This window comes from Microcystis panniformis FACHB-1757, from assembly GCF_001264245.1.
Taxonomy (GTDB): Bacteria; Cyanobacteriota; Cyanobacteriia; order Cyanobacteriales; family Microcystaceae; genus Microcystis; species Microcystis panniformis.
Genome location: NZ_CP011339.1, coordinates 948,987 through 966,269, shown reverse-complemented (window position 1 = coordinate 966,269; position 17,283 = coordinate 948,987). Strand labels below are relative to the sequence as shown.

16 protein-coding genes and 2 pseudogenes are annotated in these 17,283 nt (G+C 42.6%); 12 read left to right on the top strand and 6 right to left on the bottom strand.

The features are described from left to right. Window positions 1-147: 147 nt before the first annotated feature. The 5 genes from VL20_RS04750 (at window position 148) to VL20_RS04730 (ending at window position 4,626) form a co-directional block, all read left to right on the top strand. Window positions 148-882, top strand: a complete 735-nt coding sequence (locus tag VL20_RS04750) for a dienelactone hydrolase family protein (RefSeq protein WP_052275761.1) — start codon at window positions 148-150, stop codon at window positions 880-882. A 96-nt stretch (window positions 883-978) separates the two neighbouring features. Next, complete coding sequence (locus tag VL20_RS04745) at window positions 979-1,836, top strand: S1 RNA-binding domain-containing protein (protein ID WP_052278385.1); 858 nt, start codon at window positions 979-981, stop codon at window positions 1,834-1,836. Between the two features lie 379 nt (window positions 1,837-2,215). Then, entirely contained in the window at window positions 2,216-3,058 is an 843-nt protein-coding gene (locus VL20_RS04740; RefSeq protein ID WP_052275760.1) for a DUF6671 family protein, read from the top strand. Between the two features lie 13 nt (window positions 3,059-3,071). After that, window positions 3,072-3,731, top strand: coding sequence for a class I SAM-dependent methyltransferase (locus VL20_RS04735; RefSeq protein WP_002763008.1), 660 nt, complete (start codon window positions 3,072-3,074; stop codon window positions 3,729-3,731). Between the two features lie 25 nt (window positions 3,732-3,756). Further along, entirely contained in the window at window positions 3,757-4,626 is an 870-nt protein-coding gene (locus VL20_RS04730; RefSeq protein WP_052275759.1) for an NAD(P)-dependent oxidoreductase, read from the top strand. 441 nt (window positions 4,627-5,067) lie between these two features. On the opposite strand, the gene VL20_RS04725 is transcribed toward VL20_RS04730, so the two are convergent. Both VL20_RS04725 and scpB read right to left on the bottom strand, forming a co-directional pair. Then, a complete protein-coding gene (locus VL20_RS04725; RefSeq protein ID WP_002735620.1) occupies window positions 5,068-5,418 on the bottom strand; it encodes a DUF760 domain-containing protein in 351 nt (116 codons plus the stop codon). A 134-nt stretch (window positions 5,419-5,552) separates the two neighbouring features. Continuing rightward, window positions 5,553-6,071 carry an SMC-Scp complex subunit ScpB gene (scpB, locus tag VL20_RS04720; protein WP_081417800.1) on the bottom strand — a complete coding sequence of 173 codons (519 nt, stop codon included), beginning with the start codon at window positions 6,069-6,071 and terminating at the stop codon, window positions 5,553-5,555. Between the two features lie 61 nt (window positions 6,072-6,132). Between scpB and VL20_RS04715 the strand changes: the two genes are divergently transcribed. The 4 genes from VL20_RS04715 to VL20_RS04700 all read left to right on the top strand — a co-directional run bounded on the left by VL20_RS04715 (window position 6,133) and on the right by VL20_RS04700 (window position 10,129). Then, complete coding sequence (locus VL20_RS04715; RefSeq protein ID WP_052275758.1) at window positions 6,133-6,945, top strand: inositol monophosphatase family protein; 813 nt, start codon at window positions 6,133-6,135, stop codon at window positions 6,943-6,945. 59 nt (window positions 6,946-7,004) lie between these two features. Continuing rightward, window positions 7,005-7,769 (top strand): ABC transporter ATP-binding protein, encoded by a 765-nt coding sequence (locus tag VL20_RS04710; protein ID WP_052275757.1) that lies wholly within the window; start codon window positions 7,005-7,007, stop codon window positions 7,767-7,769. A gap of 734 nt (window positions 7,770-8,503) precedes the next feature. Continuing rightward, window positions 8,504-9,175 (top strand): hypothetical protein, encoded by a 672-nt coding sequence (locus VL20_RS04705; protein ID WP_002762999.1) that lies wholly within the window; start codon window positions 8,504-8,506, stop codon window positions 9,173-9,175. 447 nt (window positions 9,176-9,622) lie between these two features. Beyond that, window positions 9,623-10,129: a hypothetical protein gene (locus VL20_RS04700; RefSeq protein WP_002768563.1), complete on the top strand. Its 507-nt coding sequence runs from the start codon at window positions 9,623-9,625 to the stop codon at window positions 10,127-10,129. 72 nt (window positions 10,130-10,201) lie between these two features. Here the strand turns inward: VL20_RS04700 and ndhD1 are convergent, their stop codons facing one another. Further along, a complete protein-coding gene (ndhD1, locus tag VL20_RS04695) occupies window positions 10,202-11,785 on the bottom strand; it encodes a photosynthetic/respiratory NAD(P)H-quinone oxidoreductase subunit D1 (RefSeq protein ID WP_052275756.1) in 1,584 nt (527 codons plus the stop codon). Between the two features lie 370 nt (window positions 11,786-12,155). Beyond that, a complete protein-coding gene (locus VL20_RS04690; RefSeq protein WP_052275755.1) occupies window positions 12,156-12,893 on the bottom strand; it encodes a phycocyanobilin:ferredoxin oxidoreductase in 738 nt (245 codons plus the stop codon). Window positions 12,894-13,192: 299 nt separating this feature from the next. On the opposite strand from VL20_RS04690, the gene VL20_RS04685 reads away from it, so the two are divergent. Then, window positions 13,193-15,505, top strand: coding sequence for a transglutaminase TgpA family protein (locus VL20_RS04685; protein WP_052275754.1), 2,313 nt, complete (start codon window positions 13,193-13,195; stop codon window positions 15,503-15,505). Window positions 15,506-15,575: 70 nt separating this feature from the next. Here the strand turns inward: VL20_RS04685 and VL20_RS04680 are convergent. Together VL20_RS04680 and VL20_RS04675 are read right to left on the bottom strand one after the other, a co-directional pair. Next, window positions 15,576-15,842 (bottom strand): annotated as a pseudogene (locus tag VL20_RS04680) (Txe/YoeB family addiction module toxin). Continuing rightward, entirely contained in the window at window positions 15,836-16,153 is a 318-nt protein-coding gene (locus VL20_RS04675; protein ID WP_249264801.1) for a type II toxin-antitoxin system Phd/YefM family antitoxin, read from the bottom strand. Before VL20_RS04675 ends, VL20_RS04680 begins: the two are co-directional and overlap by 7 nt. 318 nt (window positions 16,154-16,471) lie before the next feature. On the opposite strand from VL20_RS04675, the gene VL20_RS04670 reads away from it, so the two are divergent. Continuing rightward, the gene (locus VL20_RS04670; RefSeq protein ID WP_052275753.1) at window positions 16,472-16,720 is read left to right on the top strand and encodes a hypothetical protein; all 249 of its coding nucleotides are present in this window, start codon (window positions 16,472-16,474) and stop codon (window positions 16,718-16,720) included. Next, window positions 16,707-17,108 (top strand): annotated as a pseudogene (locus VL20_RS04665) (putative toxin-antitoxin system toxin component, PIN family); the annotation flags it as partial. The gene VL20_RS04670 and the pseudogene VL20_RS04665, both read left to right, overlap by 14 nt. Window positions 17,109-17,283: the final 175 nt, after the last annotated feature.

The window sequence follows — 17,283 nt, the reverse complement described above, 5'->3', positions numbered from 1 at the left end:
GGAATGGGGGAATGGGGAAGTGGAGAAATGGGGAGATGGGGAGATGGGGAATTGGGGAATTTCAACTAAAACCCTACAACCCTAAGACCCTACAACCCTACAACCCTACAACCCTAACACCCTAAAACCCTTTTCATCGAGAAAATTATGACTATTAATACGCAAACTGTTACGATTCCTAACAAAGATATTGACATAGATGCCTATTTAGCCATTCCGGATCGGGTGGGAATTTATCCAGCAATTATCGTAATTCAGGAAATATTCGGCGTAAACGACCATATTCGCGATGTCACCCGCAGAATTGCCCAAGAAGGCTATATAGCGATCGCTCCTGCCATTTATCAGCGATTCGCTCCTGGTTTTGAAACGGGGTACAGTATGGAAGATATTGAAATCGGTCGTCAGTACAAAGAACAAACCAAAGCAGCCGAATTAATCAGCGATATCCAAGCCACCATCGATTATCTTTATAGTTTGCCACAGGTGAAAAAAACCGGTGTCGGCACGATCGGTTTTTGTTTTGGTGGTCATGTGGTTTATCTTGTCTCCACTCTAGAGGATATCAAAGTTAGTGCCTCTTTTTACGGTGCGGGAATCACCACGGGAACCCCTGGGGGTGGTCAAGCGACAGTGAAGGTGACTCCCCAAATCAAAGGGACAATCTACGCATTTTTCGGGATGTTAGATGCGAGTATTCCTCAAAAGCAAGTGGATGAGATAGAAAACGCATTAATCCGTTATCAAATTCCTCATCGAGTTTTCCGCTATGAAAATGCCGACCATGGCTTTTTCTGCGACCAAAGGGCTAGTTATAATGCTAATGCGGCCAAATCTGCCTGGGATCATGTGCTAGAGTTATTTAGCCTTCTTAAATCTTAATGGTCTGACCCCTCAAGCTTCAGCTTACACTGGAAGCAGATCGAAATTATACTTGTAACCATTCTATTTATCATGACACCGAACCCAGCCTTTTCCATGGACGATTTTGCCAAAGCTCTTGATCAATACGATTATCAATTTGAAAAAGGGCAGATCGTGCGCGGGAGAGTCGATCAACACACCTCCGATGGAGCATTCATCGATATTGGCGGCAAATCCTCCGCTTTTATTCCTTTAAGGGAAATTTCCCTGGAAAATGTTATTTCTATTGCTGAAGCTTTACCCATAGGTGCAGAATTCGATTTTCTGATTACCCGTGGACAGGACGCGGAAGGACAAGTTACCCTGTCTCTGCGGCAATTATTACTACAAAAAGCTTGGGAAAATGTCAGGGAAATCTCTGAAAGTGGCAAGTCGGTGCAGCTGCGCGTCACGGGGGTGAATAAGGGGGGAGTGACGGGAGAGGTGGAGGGATTAAAAGGATTTATCCCTCGCTCCCATTTAATCGAAAAAAATGATTTAGATTCCCTGATCGGACAACTTTTAACCGCAACTTTTATTCAAATCGATCAAGAAAATAATAAATTAGTTTTATCTCAGCGAGAAATTGCTCGCGCTAACGCTATCAGTCAATTAGCTGTGGGTAAATTATTAAGTGGCACCGTGGTTAAATTACAACCCTACGGTGTCTTTGTCGATTGCGGTGGAGTGACGGGATTACTCCATGCTAAACAGGTGACAGGAGCCTCTTTTAATTCTCCCATGACTTTCTTTAAAGTTGGTCAAGCAATTAAAGTGGTAGTCGCGGAAATTGACGAATATAAAAATCGCATTTCCCTATCCACAAAAATCCTCGAAGCGCACCCCGGCGAAATTCTCGAAAACTTTGCAGAAGTCATGGAAACAGCAGCAGAAAGATTAAAACAAGCTCAGGAAAAAACCCCAGCAACTTAGTGTAGGGTGGGTTAGGCGACAATAACTTAGATATTTTACCACCTATTTAGTATTCGCCGTAACCCACCATCAGTTATCAGGTGAATTTGTCTCCTGTCTCCTTTTTACTTGACAAAGATGTTTCAAGTTAGCGTAGGGTGGGTTAGGCGACAATAACTTAGATATTTTACCACCTATTTAGTATTCGCCGTAACCCACCATCAGTCATCAGGTGAATTTGTCTCCTGTCTCCTTTTTACTTGACAAAGATGTTTCAAGTTAGCGTAGGGTGGGTTAGGCGACAATAACTTAGATATTTTACCACCTATTTAGTATTCGCCGTAACCCACCATCAGTTATCAGGTGAATTTGTCTCCTGTCTCCTTTTTACTTGACAAAGATGTTTCAAGATCGGATAGCAATTTTAGGGACTATGCACGGAAAAGAGCGGGTGATTGCACCGATTTTAGCGCAAGAAATAGGCCTTAAGGTGATTGTACCCGATAATTTTAATACCGATCGCTTTGGCACTTTTACCCGGGATATTAAGCGCATCGGGACACAAATTGAAACCGCTCGCAGGAAGGCACAACAAGCGATCGAGCTTTCGGGATACGATATCGGAATTGCTAGTGAGGGTAGTTTTTATCCCTATCCCCACTTGCCGCTAGTTTCCTGTAATCGTGAATTGATTTTATTGCTCGATCGAGTCCATAATCTAGAAATAATTGGTCAAGCAATAGTCACGGAAACTAATCACGCTCACCAAACTGTAACTAATCTAGCAGCTGCTTTAGAATTTGCCGAAAAAATCGGCTTTCCTAGTCATGGTTTAGTGGTGATGTTTGATAAAAATTCTCTCGACTCCGAGCAGATTTTTAAGGGAATTACTGACGAGAAAAATTTCGTTAAAATTGTTGAAGATATTCTTGACAAAAACGGCAAGGTACACCTAGAAACCGATATGCGTGCTATGCACAATCCCACGCGGATGAAAGCAATTGCAGCTGCGACAGCAAATCTGGTGCAGAAACTTAATCAATTATGTCCTAATTGTGGTTGTCCGGGGTTTGATATTATCGAAAGAACATCGGGTTTACCCTGTGGTTTATGTCACTTTCCCACCTCTTTAATTAAACTGGAACTATACGGTTGTCAAAGGTGTGATTATCGAGAGGAAAAACTCTTTCCCAACGGTCAAAAAACTGCCGATCCGATGTATTGTGAATATTGTAATCCTTAAGGATAGCTTTTCTATGGAAAGAATTTTAGAACCGGAAGTAATGGATGATCGGGAAGAAGCGATCGAATATGATGCCATGGACTTCACCGAAGTTAATACTAATTTTGCTAAAGAAGCCGTACAATTGGCCGGTATTAATGCTAGGGTATTAGATGTGGGAACCGGTACTGCACGCATTCCGATTATGCTCTGTCAACTGCGTCCCCAATGGCAAATTATCGCTATTGATCTGGCCGATTCTATGTTAGAAATTGGTCAAAAAAATATCCTGAGTGCTAACTGTCAAGAACAGATCAAATTAGAAAAAGTTGATGGAAAAAATCTTCCCTACCAATCCGAGCAATTTGATTTAGTTATTTCTAATAGTTTAATCCACCATCTCGAAAATCCTCTGCCTTTTTTAAGGGAAATTAAGCGAGTTTTAAAACCCAATGGTGGCATTTTTTTAAGAGATTTATTCCGTCCCGATTCCGAGGAAATAATCCAGGGGATGGTGAGGGAAATCGATCCTAATTTTTCTCCCCGACAAGCGCAACTATTTAAGGATTCTCTCCAGGCCGCTTTTACCCTAGCAGAAATCGAAGATTTAATCCAGCAATCGGGATTAAAAAATGTTAAAATTTATCAGTCTTCCGAACGTCATTGGACAGCCATAAAAACCAGTAAAAACTAATCACTAAATCAGGTAAAATTAAGTTATGAAAGTTGGAATTTTGGGAACGGGATTAATGGGAACGCCAATGGTAGAAAGATTATTAAATCAGAAAATTCCTGTTATTGCCTATAATCGCACCTTGGAAAAATTGACACCTTTACAGCAGTTAGGAGCCAAAACAGTTAGCTGTTCCGAGCAAGTCATTCAAGAGGCAGATTGTCTGATTTTAATGTTAACTAATGCCGCCGCTATCCAAGAGGTTTTAGGATTAAATTCCGAGCAATCTAACTTTAATAATCGGACTATTATCCAGATGGGAACTATTGCTCCTTCTGAAAGTAAACAACTGCGAGATCAAATTGTGGCTAAAGGGGGAGAATATCTAGAAGCACCCGTGTTAGGAAGTATTCCCGAAGCTAAAAATGGGACTCTCTTAGTTATGGTGGGAGCAACAGAAAAACAGTTTCATCAATGGTCAAATTTATTAGCACATTTTGGTCAAGAACCGATGTTAATCGGGGAAGTGGGAACCGCATCGGCGTTAAAATTAGCTTTAAATCAATTAATTGCCTCTCTAACCAGTGCTTTTGCTTTGAGTTTAGCTTTTTTATCCCAGCAAGGAGTAGATCTAGAAAAGTTCATGACTATCCTGCGTCAAAGTGCCTTATATGCGCCTACTTTTGACAAAAAATTAACCAGAATGTTAGAAGAAAATTATGCTAACCCTAATTTTCCCACTAAACATTTACTCAAAGATGTCAATCTCTTTTTAGAGGAATCGGAGAAGTTAGATTTAACCACTTTTCCCCTAACAGGAGTACAGAGCCTTCTGGAAAAAGCTTTAGAAATGGGATTAGCAGAACAAGATTATTCAGCTTTATACGAAGCGCTGAAAAAAGAATTAAGTAGGTAGGCGTTAAAAATTATCAGACACCCCCCTTATCAAGCGTAGGGTTGATTCATGAATCAACCCTACCTTATCAAGGGGGGGCAGGGGGGATCGAACCTAAAATCCATTTTTAATTTAATTATAACCAGCTACTTATAAACCGCTTGGCAACATCAAAAAGACTCTTTTTGGTTTGTCTAGTCGGACAACTGATAGGAGAAAAACTGGTAAAAGGCTTTAAATTTTCCTTAAGCTTTGTTGAGGTGGCCGGAAGAGGGGGTTAGAGTGGGAAGTGATGGAATTTTGGGCATATTTTCCTATGACGCTGACTGAATTTGGATTATTAGCGGGTTTACTTGTCCCCGGTATCCTGCTCTCGATTTTAGTGATGGTGAGTTTTGCCAAAGGGGGCTAAAAACCGATAGAGACACCGATGAAAGTGTCTCTATCTTTTTGGGGTGAAGATTAATCTATTTTTGGTTTTTTGCCTAATTTAATTGATTCTGTAGCTAACAAAATTGATTCTAAATGATGGCGCTTCTCCACTTGACCGAGGAAATAACCCGTCATCATCGCTGAAGCGAGAAGATTAGCCAAATTCTCGCGGTCGGTGGTAATTTGTACCGCAAAATCCTCTGAGGGCAGCATTCCCACCAATCCCCTGACGTTTTGCGAGATAATATCCTTAATTTCGCTACTGACGGATTGGGCTATTCTCTCAAGGGTTTCAGGATGCTGCTGCTGGAGATACTGCATCAGACAGTTATCATTTTGTTCTTCGGTTTCCCAGGGAAAAAAATCAGGATTAAAAGTCATCAGAACTCCCACGCTGTAGTGGTTATTAGATTTAGGTTAACAAATCGCTCTTCTTGATTGCCTGAAGTCCCCCCCATCTTCTTCAAGTTTAGCTCAGTGATCAAACATTCACCCTTAATATACTCTCTCTCTCCTTATTCCCGATCGGTAGCTTCCAGAATACCCTGTTCTCTAAGATTGTCAACCTCGAAATATTGATGAAATTTATCGGTTAATTCTAACCAGTACGATCTACCTTCATTTTGCTTGCGTTTTCTCACAAATCCTCGTTCTACCAAGTCCTGAACCTGTTGATAGGCCGTACTGCCTCGTAAATTAATTAAATCCGCTTGTAAAATCGGTTCTTTTAGTGCGATCGCTGCTAAAGTACGGAGGGTTCCTGTGCCTAATTCGGCCGGGATCAGGTCTTCGATCAAATTCTGATAAGCTGACCGCAATTGTAAACTATAACCGAGGGGGGTTTCCACCACTTCCAAGGCACTATCCCGGTGTGCATAATCGGACATTAACTCGATCATGGCATCTTCCACCGTCAAGCGATCGCTGTTGGTTAATCTCACCATCTCGGTTAAGGGGACAGGCTGCCCTTTTAGGTAAAGTATCGCTTCTAGACGGGTAGCTAGTCTGATCTCCTGGTGGGCTTCCGCGCTCAATCTCGACTACCTAAGTTTAGACAATGATTTAATATTCTACTAGAAGACGAACGAGAAAATTATGGAAACTTTTTGGAGTCAGGTTTTAGACTTTTGTTATCAGGCTACCGAGCAGGTGGGCGATCGCCTAGTAGCTGATTTTGGCAAATTACAGGCCACCAATAAAGCAGACGGGACTTTAGTGACGGCTGCCGACCGTTGGTCCGATGGCGAATTGCGATCATTAATTGCCCGCACTTTCCAGGATCATGGAGTCCTAACCGAGGAAACTACCCATATTTTCCCGGATCAAGAATGGTGTTGGGTAGTGGATCCAATCGACGGCACGACTAATTTTACTCGCGGTATTCCCATCTGGGGCATTTCCCTAGGACTTCTCTACCGGGGGACTCCTGTGTTCGGATTTGTTTATCTCCCCTGCCTGAAACAGGCCTATTATGGTTATTGGTACGGTGAGACGGGTTTAACCGGTCCAGAGGGGGCCTACTGCGATGGTCAACCGATTCACACCAGCGACGATTTTCCCAGCAAAAATCATCTGTTTAATCTCTGCGCTCGTAGTACAGGTGTATTTAAAAACCCCTTTCCCTGCAAAGTGCGGATGATAGGAGTGGCTAGTTATAATCTGCTTTTGGTTGCCGATGGCACTGTCTTGGGAGGAGTGGAAGCAACCCCAAAAGTCTGGGATATTGCTGCGGTTTGGGCAATTCTACAGGCCGCCGGCGGGGTATTTATCTCTTTAGGAGAAAAGATTTTTCCCTTACAGGTGGGGGAAAATTATAGTGATCGATCCTATCCCTGTTTAGCCGTGGCTCGATCGAATTTAGCGCCAGTTTTCTTGCCTTTGGTCGGTTTTCTCAAGGATGTTGCTTGAATGGAGAATTGCTCAGGTTAGAATAGCTGCATTTAATGGTTTTATCTCTATATTATTTCATGAGTTTTGATACTTCCTCTCTCAGCGAACGCAACGATAAAGCCGAAGTCTATCAGCCAGTAATTATTCGCCTCGAAAATGTGTCTAAAATCTACGGCAGTGGCGAAACCATGGTTAAAGCCCTCAATAACATCAATTTAAGCCTAAAAAAAGGGGAATATTGCGCTATTATGGGGGCTTCGGGTTCGGGAAAATCCACAGCCATGAATATTATCGGCTGTCTTGATCGTCCCACCTCGGGGTCCTATTATCTAGAAAATCTGGACGTTTCCACGCTGCCGGATGGGGATTTAGCCCAGATTCGCAATCGCAAAATCGGCTTTGTTTTCCAGCAATTCCATCTTTTACCCCAGATGAGTGCGCTGGAAAATGTCATGTTACCGATGATTTATGGTGGGGTTTCTCCCCAAGAAAGAAAGGAAAGAGCGATCGCTGCTTTAACGAAGGTAAAATTGGATAATCGACTGCACAATAAACCCAATCAATTATCGGGGGGACAACAGCAGCGCGTTGCTATTGCTAGGGCAATTGTCAATCAACCCATATTATTACTTGCTGATGAACCGACGGGGGCGCTAGACTCGAAAACTACCCAAGAGGTGATGGCTATTTTCTCGGAATTGAATAACAGTGGCATTACTATCGTCATGGTAACTCATGAGGCTGATGTGGCGCGTCACTCTCAGCGCATTATTTGGTTTAAGGATGGTGAAGTGGTTTATCCTAATCTCGCACCGACGGATTTACACGAGGTGATTGGGTAGGGTAGGGATTTTTCAGTTATCAGTGAACAGTAATCAGTAAACAGTGAAAAGAAAACGACAACTTCCTATATAACTGATTCAAAGCTGATGGCTTACTGCTATAGGTTTGAAACTATTTAACTAGGGTTTGCTGAATAATGGTAAAACCCTTTTAAAATAAAGCTTTTGACCTGTTAAAGTCCGATGTTAGTGCAAGAAAATAGGATTGGGACGTTCAAAAACCTTGCATTATCCTTCTTGTAGTACATCGCTTGGTACAAAAAACAAGGGCAACAAAGCCTAAAACGACCGGCTCCTGACGACCGGCTACTGACTCCTACCCCCAGGAAAAACTTTTTCAGCAGACCCTAACTATTGTTACCTCAGTTTTTGTTTAAGTCTCAATAGTCGCTATTTGAGCAAGGATTACGCAATTAAAAATAGCTGACTTCGTTGTTCAGTTCGCCAAGATTATTGATGCTCGCTACAGTTAAGAATTAAGAAGTAATCGGGTTATGGCAAATCATCGGAGCGGACAAATATGATATTTTAGATTTAAGTTGAGAGTGGCGATTGCCTCTTGATTAAGTCGTTAGGTCGCTTTAACTCTTAGTAGTGATAGTGTCCGTCAAGTTATTTTTTAGTGTGATCGATACTGATTGATTCATTAGGAGGTTTAGCTTGTCGAATGCTATCTCGTTCCGTTGATTTGGGAAGACTCAAGTTATAGGGATATCTGCTTCGGAGGTTGAATTATGCCAGGGATGCGAAGGGCGGATCGCCGAGATTCTAATAGTGATAATGAGCGCAACAATCCTCGCTCTCGGCAGCCAGAGCCACCCTCTTATCTTGAACTGAAACAGCAGCGAGATAATGCTAGAGGTGATAAGTTTTTGTTGCAGCAGGAAAAAGCTCAATTGCAGCAACAGCTTCAGACTTCACAGCTTGCAGTTGATGAATGGGAGCAGCGTGCAACGCAGAATAATCAACTCTATCTTAGTGAGCAGCAAAGATATCAGCAAACTCTTTGTCTTTATAACGAAGAGAAGGCAAAAACTGTTGAATTAATAGCCAAATATCAAGAAGCAGATGCCCAGCGGACGCAATATCTGACTCTGTATAATGAAGCCCAAGAGCTGCTTAAACGAGAAAGACGCTCAAAGGCTGGCATCAAGGGTTGGGAAACTCGCCGTAAAATTGAAAATGAGCGTCTAAAGCAGGAAATTGCTGAAATGGTTGTTCTACTGCGTGAATCGTTGGCAAGCAAGGATGAGGCGGTGAATAACCTTTATGCTTTAGCAGAGCGTATGGATAGGATTCAACAATTAGTTGATTCGGTAGAAGTGGAATCTACTGGTAATCCAGTTGGTTTGCTGCAAAAGCTCAAACGCATTTGGCTTGCCATTAAAGATATCCTTTCTGAATAACTGGACTTCCCCCATACATAAATACTAAAAAATTAACAAAACCCTTACTGCAGGTCGCTTCTAAGAAAAAATTGAAAAGAGACTACTGGGTACATTTTTCACTTGAAAATGGCTGTACCGCTGACTGTATCTGGAGTAGAGCGATTCCGTAGAGTTGGCTGTATAGTGATCGCTAACCTGATTTTAACAGATAGTGTCATTAATCTCTAGAGTAAGGGATTCCCTCTGTAGCCATGTTTTTGCTGATTTTCTGCCCCGAAACAAGCTATAATGGTCTAAAGGTCAAATTTGAAAATTTTTGCCTCAAACCCTATCGGCGTAAGAACTTCAGGATTTTGTGTCCAGTAGTTCATTGGTATTGTATTGCTTGAACTCAGGCTCTGTAAGACTTTTAGCCATAGCTAGTATGTTTATACGGGGGAAGTCCAGGAATAAAGGAGATTTTTCATGAGTCAAGAGTTAACACCTGCTCTAGAGCCAAAGCGTAAAGGCACATTGGGGGAACAAGTTCGTAAAATTGCCGATCAGCTTCAACAAGATACTGAATTGCAGATTAAAGCGACCTCTCGTATACTAGGAGCCGCCGCTCAGATTAGTGAAAATCACGATCAACTTATTCGTGAGGTTGTTGATATGGTTGAGGAAGATCTAGACAACCAAGCTTGCGTTTATCAGACAATCAACTTCACTGTTGATACTCTTAAGCAGCAGTTTAGAACGCTAAATGAAGCTAAGTATTATTTTGGATTAAAAGCTAATAGTTGGGCAGCTCTTGCTAATAAACTCAACAATCTATCTACTCAAGACTCGATGCCTATTGATTATGACAAGAATTCAATATCAAAACGCTTTGATGTGATTGAAGGTGAGATCAGAGCTATGCGTTCCGAAATAAGTCAGATATTGTTTCTGTTAAAGCTACTTATTCCTGATAAGTCCTCTCTTGATCAATAATGTGGTGGGTTACGGCGAATTTTTAATTATTGGTTAACTGCTTAACTTGTCGTCGCCTAACCCACCCTACATTTAAATTTCGGGTGCTTTTAGGGAATAAAGGGAGAAACTAGGGGTTTTCACTTTAGCCTGTTGCACTAAACTGGGGACGGAATTACGCGCTAGGGCGGTTAATTTATTGGTGGTAGCATCGTAAATCGTCGTCGCCACTTTGGGATAGAGTCCAATGCCGATAATTGGCACTAATAGAGAGGCGATGATAAAGACTTCCCGGGGTTCCGCATCGACGAGGGCATGGTGTTCTTCTAATTCCTTATTTTCCGGCCCGTAGAGAATTTCTCGCAACATGGACAAGAGATAAATCGGGGTGAGAATGACACCGATAGCCGCTAAAAAGACGATGATGACGCGGAAAGTGGGACTATAGGCATCACTGGTGGCAAAACCGATAAATACCATTAATTCCGCCACAAAACCGCTCATCCCGGGCAAAGCCAGGGAAGCGAGGGAACAGGTGGTCCACATGGCAAAAACTTTCTTCATTTTCTTGCCGACACCGCCCATCTCGTCTAACATCAGGGTATGGGTGCGATCGTAGGTACAACCGACCATAAAGAATAAACTCGCCCCAATCAGTCCGTGGGAAATCATCTGTAACATCGCCCCACTTGTACCAATATCGGTAAAGGAAGCCATGCCAATCAGGACAAATCCCATGTGAGAGATGGAAGAATAGGCAATTTTGCGCTTAAGATTGCGTTGGGCAAAAGAGGTTAAGGCGGCGTAGATAATATTAACTACCCCTAAAATCACCAAAACGGGAGCGAAAACGGCGTGAGCATCGGGTAACATCCCCATATTCATCCGTAAGAGCGCATAACCACCCATTTTAAGCAAAATTCCCGCTAGTAACATATGGGCGGGGGCAGTGGCTTCGCCGTGGGCATCCGGTAGCCAAGTATGGAGGGGGAAAATCGGCAGTTTTACCCCGTAGGCAATCAGAAAACCGGCGTAGAGGAATAATTGCAGTTTCAGGGGGAAATCCTTGCCAGCAATAGTCACCATGTCAAAGGAGACGGTATCGCCATAAAAAGCCATCGTCAGCGCCGCTACAAGGATGAAGAGAGAGCCTCCGGCGGTGTAAAGGATAAATTTGGTGGCTGCGTAGAGACGGCGTTTACCGCCCCAAATAGAGAGGATCAGATAGACGGGGACTAATTCTAATTCCCAGACGAGGAAGAACAGTAACAGATCCTGTACGGCAAACACCGCAATCTGTCCCCCGTACATCAACAGCATCAGGAAGTAGAATAGTTTCGGTTTAAAAGTGACCGGCCAAGCCGCTAAGATAGCTAGAGTGGTAATAAATCCCGTTAAGATAATCAGAGGCATGGAGAGGCCATCGGCTCCTAAAGACCATCTTAGGTCAATTTCTGGCAACCATTGGTAACTTTCCACTAATTGCAGATTGGGATTAGCGAAATCGTAACTGCTATAGAAAGCGTAGATAATTAGGGCAAAGTCGATTAATCCCACCGTCAGAGCAAACCATCTCACGGTTTTACCGTCTTTATCGGGAATTATGGGAACCAATAAAGCGGCGACGATGGGAAAAAGGATGATGACAGTTAACCAAGGAAAGTTCGTTAGATTCATCGGCTGTTTTAATATTTATTTAATCGTCAGAATCGAGAAATTAAGCTAAGGCCTTTTGACGGTTTTACCTAGCAAAACCGCCTTTTTTCTCTTGTTCTCGCGGTTACATTTGACTGTACCTAACCCAATCTAGCAATTATTTTCCCGTCCTTGTCTGTTAATATTGTTAAGTTTCAAGAGACTTCCGCCCTAATTAATTTTTGAGAGTTCAAAAATGGGAAAAATAGCGATGAGGTTGCAGAAAATCTCTAAATTAAGTGGGTAGGTGTTAAAAATTGTCGGCTCCCCCCATATTAATGGTAGGGTTGATTCATGAATCAACCCTACGATGAATCAACCCTAGGAGCAAGGGGGGAAGGGATAGTTCAGTTTAATCGGGTAAATCGAAGAGAACACCTGTCATATAACGCTCTGCCCATTCCCAACCAAAGGCTTTTTCTAGTACACGCCGAGTTTTATCGTTTTTTTGCTGTTGACTACAATAATCCCGTTGTCCCTGTAAATAAATGCGCGCTTCTTCTCCGGAAAGGGGCTGACTTTCCATAGCACATTTGCAGTGAATTGTCAAGAAATCTGTTACTCTTTGTAAAAATTGTCGTTCCTCGGCGGCGGTTTCGGGACGAATAAACAGACAATATTCCGAGAAAATATGACCCCAAGGCGGCAAATCACGAGCTTGAGCGAAATCGACCCCAGGTAAAGCCGCTAAAGCTTGATTATAGGCACTAGGGAGAGTTTTATCGCTACTGGTGGGAGAAAGATCCACAATAGCGGCACTGATTCCCGCTTTGCCGGAGACTATATCACATCCAAACATCGGCAGCGGATATTCTGGACGGGGGAACATGACACAGTGGAGAATATCCAAACCATTGCCCAGTTTAGCCAATTCTAGGTGCATTTTGCGGAACTGGGGAGTTTGATAGCAGCGATTCTCGATAATTAATTTTTCCCCTTCTAAACGTCCCTCCACATAGCCTAAACCTTCGGGTAACTCAAAGGGGGACAAATCAAGATAATTTTCCCAGTGGGACAGAATTGCTGTGGCTAATTGTCCAATCAGGGGATGAAGTAACGGTAAAATTTCAGGGTTGGTAACGGCTATCATAGGTCAGTAATCAGTAATCAGTAATCAGTTATCAGTCATCAGTCATCAGTTATCAGTCATCAGTCATCAGTCATCAGTCATCAGTCATCAGCTTTTTTCTCCTTATCTCCCTATTTCCCTATCACCCTATTTCCCTATCACCCTATCACCCTATTTCCCTATCACCCTATCTCCCTATCTCCCTATCTCCCTATTTTCCTATCTCCTGACATCTAAAATCCACTTTACCCCATGGAGCGATCGAGATTAGAACTGGGAAATATAAAATTAACTTCTTTATCCTTCTCCCAATTTAGCCTATGGTTAGCAGTGCCGCTCGTCCAAGACCTTCCTTAAAAACCCTCTGGCAAAAGATAGAATCTTCTCCCTTGCCAGAAACCGAGGAATCGATTATTTTAAGAATTCTGGTGCAAGCGTTAGTAATCGTCGGTATTATCGCCACCGATGTGGCTACCGATAGTTATACCAGTATTTGGGCGGTTCCTCTCAGTATTATCGGCGGAATCTGGAGTTGGCGACGCAGGAAAAAGCGCAATATTGGGGCAAAATTTTGTATAGCGATCGGAATGTTAGTGGTGTTGGCGCTATTCTTGGGTGATATCGTTGCGATGCAGGATAGTCGCATTGCTCTAACACAATTATTAATTCAATTACAAATTCTCCATAGTTTTGACCTGCCCCGACGCAAAGATTTAGGGTATTCTATGGTAATCGGTTTAATTCTCTTGGGAGTCGCCGGGACAATCTCCCAAACCCTCGCTTTTGCGCCTTGGTTAATCCTCTTTCTGCTTTTATCCCTACCTACCCTAGTTTTAGACTATCGTTCTCGTTTAGGTTTAGATAATCTCAATCAGAGTCTCCCTTTCTTCTCAAAGAAACCCCCCCGTCTAGCCACAAAAAAATTAGTTTCCCTGCAAAATTCTCCCCTTTCTCCCAAACGTTTCGGGATTTTCTTTCTGACAATTCTCCTCTTGGGATTGACAATTTTTGCTCTGATGCCGCGTTTTCCGGGTTATCAAATTCAATCTTTTCCCGTCAATAGTCCAGCAGGTATGGAAAATCAGGATTTTGAACAGGGAGACCGACAAATCGTTAACCCCGGCTATGTGCGCGAGGGTGAAACGGGGAATGGTGGCGTAAATGGCGGTAATAGTCCCACTACAGGGTCAGGACAGTTAGATTCTACCTTTTATTACGGTTTTAACAGCCAAATCAACCAAAATTTGCGGGGAAGTATGACTCCCCAGACAGTCATGCGGGTACGTTCTCAAGCCCCCGGATTCTGGCGGGCGATGGCCTTTGATCGCTATACTGGTCAAGGTTGGCAAATCTCGCGAGATCAAGAAGTAGAGGATTTAAATCGCAATCGTTGGTCTTATCGCTTTTTTGTGCCGTTACCCGCAACCCAGACCAAAACCCATCAGGTAGTCCAAACCTACAGCATTGTCTCCAGTTTACCGAATATTATCCCTGCTCTTACTTGGCCCCAGTTTCTCTTTTTTCCCACTCGACAGGTATCTTTTGACCGAGAAAATAGCTTAAGGTCGCCGGGGGGATTAGCGGAAGGGCTAACTTATACTGTAATCTCACAAGTGCCGGAACGCAATCGCAGCCAACTGCGATCGGCCCCAGAAACCTACCCTAAGTCTATTCTCAACTATTATTTACAAATTCCTGCCGAAATTGCCCCGAAAGTCCGCCGAAAAACCGAGGAATTGCTGGCCAAATCTCCCACACCTTTAACCTCTCCCTACGAGAAGGCCCTATATTTGGCCCAAGCATTAAAGCAAAACTATGAATTAAAAACCGATTTGCCCTTTTTAGCCGAAAATGAGGATTTAGTCTCGGCCTTTTTATTTCGTTTTCAGGGGGGTTACGCCGATCATTTTTCCACCGTGTTAACGATTATGTTACGCTCGATCGGTATTCCTGCCCGATTAGCCACCGGTTTTGCCCCTGGCCAGTTTAATCCTTTCACTGGCTTTTATGTTGTCCAAAATACGGACGCTTACGCCATCACAGAGGTGTTTTTCCCTGGTTACGGTTGGTACACTTTCGATCCTATCCCAGGTCACGAATTAATTCCCCCATCCTTTGAGGAAGCGGAACCTTTTAGCGTCCTCAAGCAATTTTGGCAATGGGTAGCCGGATGGTTGCCCTCTCCAGTAACGGGTTTTCTCGGTCTGATTTGGGAAAATGTTATCGTTACTATCGGTCAGTTATTGGCCTGGTTATGGCGCTTTATTTCCGGCAGTCTTTTCGGGGGAATTCTCGGTGGTTTAGTGGGGGTCGTCTTCGCTTACGCTGGTTGGTTAGGATGGGGACAGTTCCATCGTTGGCGTCGGGGTCGCAAGTTAGCAAAACTACCACCAATCGAGCGTTTATACCAGCAAATGTTAGGAATCTTAACAGAAGCCGGTTATGGTAAACATCCCGCTCAAACCCCTTTAGAATACGCCGCCGCCGCCCGCCGCGTCCAACCGCCGCCAGTGGCGAATATTATCGAGGAGATTGCTCGCGCCTACGTTGATTGGCGTTATGGCGGGAAATCGGCTAATATCGAGAGTTTACGCCAACGTTTTCGAGAATTTGTCAAGTTGGTGAAAAAGTGAGCTTGAGCCTATAGTTAGGGTTTGCCGAAAAAGTTTTTCAGCAAATCCTAGATTTAACGATGTCTTAACGCTATTCATAATGTGTCCACATCCGCAGGATTTTAACTATACCCTCAGATTGAATAACTTCGTACACAAGACGATGCTGAATGCTTATTCGCCGAGAGTACACACCATTCAAATCTCCCACTAACTTTTCCTAAGGCGGGGGATTTTGGAATGGATTGACCTGAAGAATGTCAAGTAACATCTGCGCTTTATTTTTTAAATGACTAGAATTAAGCTTCTTAGCGTCTTTCTGCGCCTGTTTGGTGTAAACCAATTTCCACCTCACCATTCTAGCTCCTCAGCACATTCTTCAACCGGCGTTGCCAGTCCCTCCCGAATTGATTCTCGCATCCCCGGAATTGAGAGGAGATATAACGTTTCTTGTACCGATTTCCAATCCCCTTGAGATAGCAAAACTGCATTACCATCGCATCCCTCAATAATAATGGGTTCGTGGGAAACAGTCACTGAATCAATCAAGTCCTGCAACTTTTGTTGAGCCTCATTAACTGGGATCATAAATCCTCCTAATTGTTTTCTACCAGTGCCGAAAGAAAATCCTCCGATAATCTTAGCGCCAATTATCCAAACCTGACTCAAGCTATAACCAATCTTTACAAAAAATTTTTTCCCGGCGCTTATACTGTCGGTGCTGGTTTTTCGCAACCAAAGTAAATTACAGATATTAAATTGAGAGTAACTAAACTTGACAATCAGTTTAACAATGCGCTAGAGTAACTGAAACTTCTAGACTGTAACGCTGGCGGAAGGGAGGCTATTAATTTCGACTAAATTTCTTTAAGTACCTAGGCAAAATTATTTACACATGACGATCATTGCCCCGTAAGGGTTTTAGCTCGATCGGGCAGGTAATTAATTTTGCATGACTACTTACTACTAAACTAAGAAAATATAATTATGACAAACTATCAAACAGAAATCCGAATCAAAGTTCCTTTAGATGTTGCTGAAACTTATTGGAATGCAACGGAAGAAGAGCGTCAAAAAATAGAGAAAAAAATCGCTTTTTATGTTCAATCTTCAAATTTATCTAGAAAAGAATCTCTGGACAAATTATATAAAACGATGGATAATATTGGACAAAAAGCACAAGAGAGAGGATTAACCCCTGAAATTTTAGAATCTCTCTTAAATGAAGATGACTAGACGCTTTGTTATCGATACCAATATTATTATCAGTTCTGTTTTATCGCCCAAGAGTAAACCCAATACTGCTTTTAAAAAAGCGCAACAATTAGGAATCATTATCGTGTCCTCTGCCACTTGGCAAGAACTGGAAAGCGTCTTATCGCGACCAAAATTTGGCCGCTATATTAGTCTTGAAGAACGTCAACAATTTTTATTAGACTTTTCGGAAACTGTGGAATTTATTTTAAATATGGAATTCAGAACGGATATTTGCCGAGATACTAAAGATAATAAATATTTAGAATTAGCCGTTAATGGTCAAGCAGAATCGATCATTACAGGAGATCAAGATTTACTCATTTTACATCCTTTTCTGTCTATCAATATTGTTACAGTTAATGATTTTTGGCTCTTCTCGACTTTGTGTGATAATTTTTGCTTATGTAAGGTTAAATGCTTACTGGGCAAGACTTTTAGGACTATTTTGAAAGAAGAAACTATCAGTATAGACCTCGTTTACACACAGAAACCAGAAGAGCCGATTTTTTATTCAACAAGTAAATTAATTAGGGCTCTTCGGT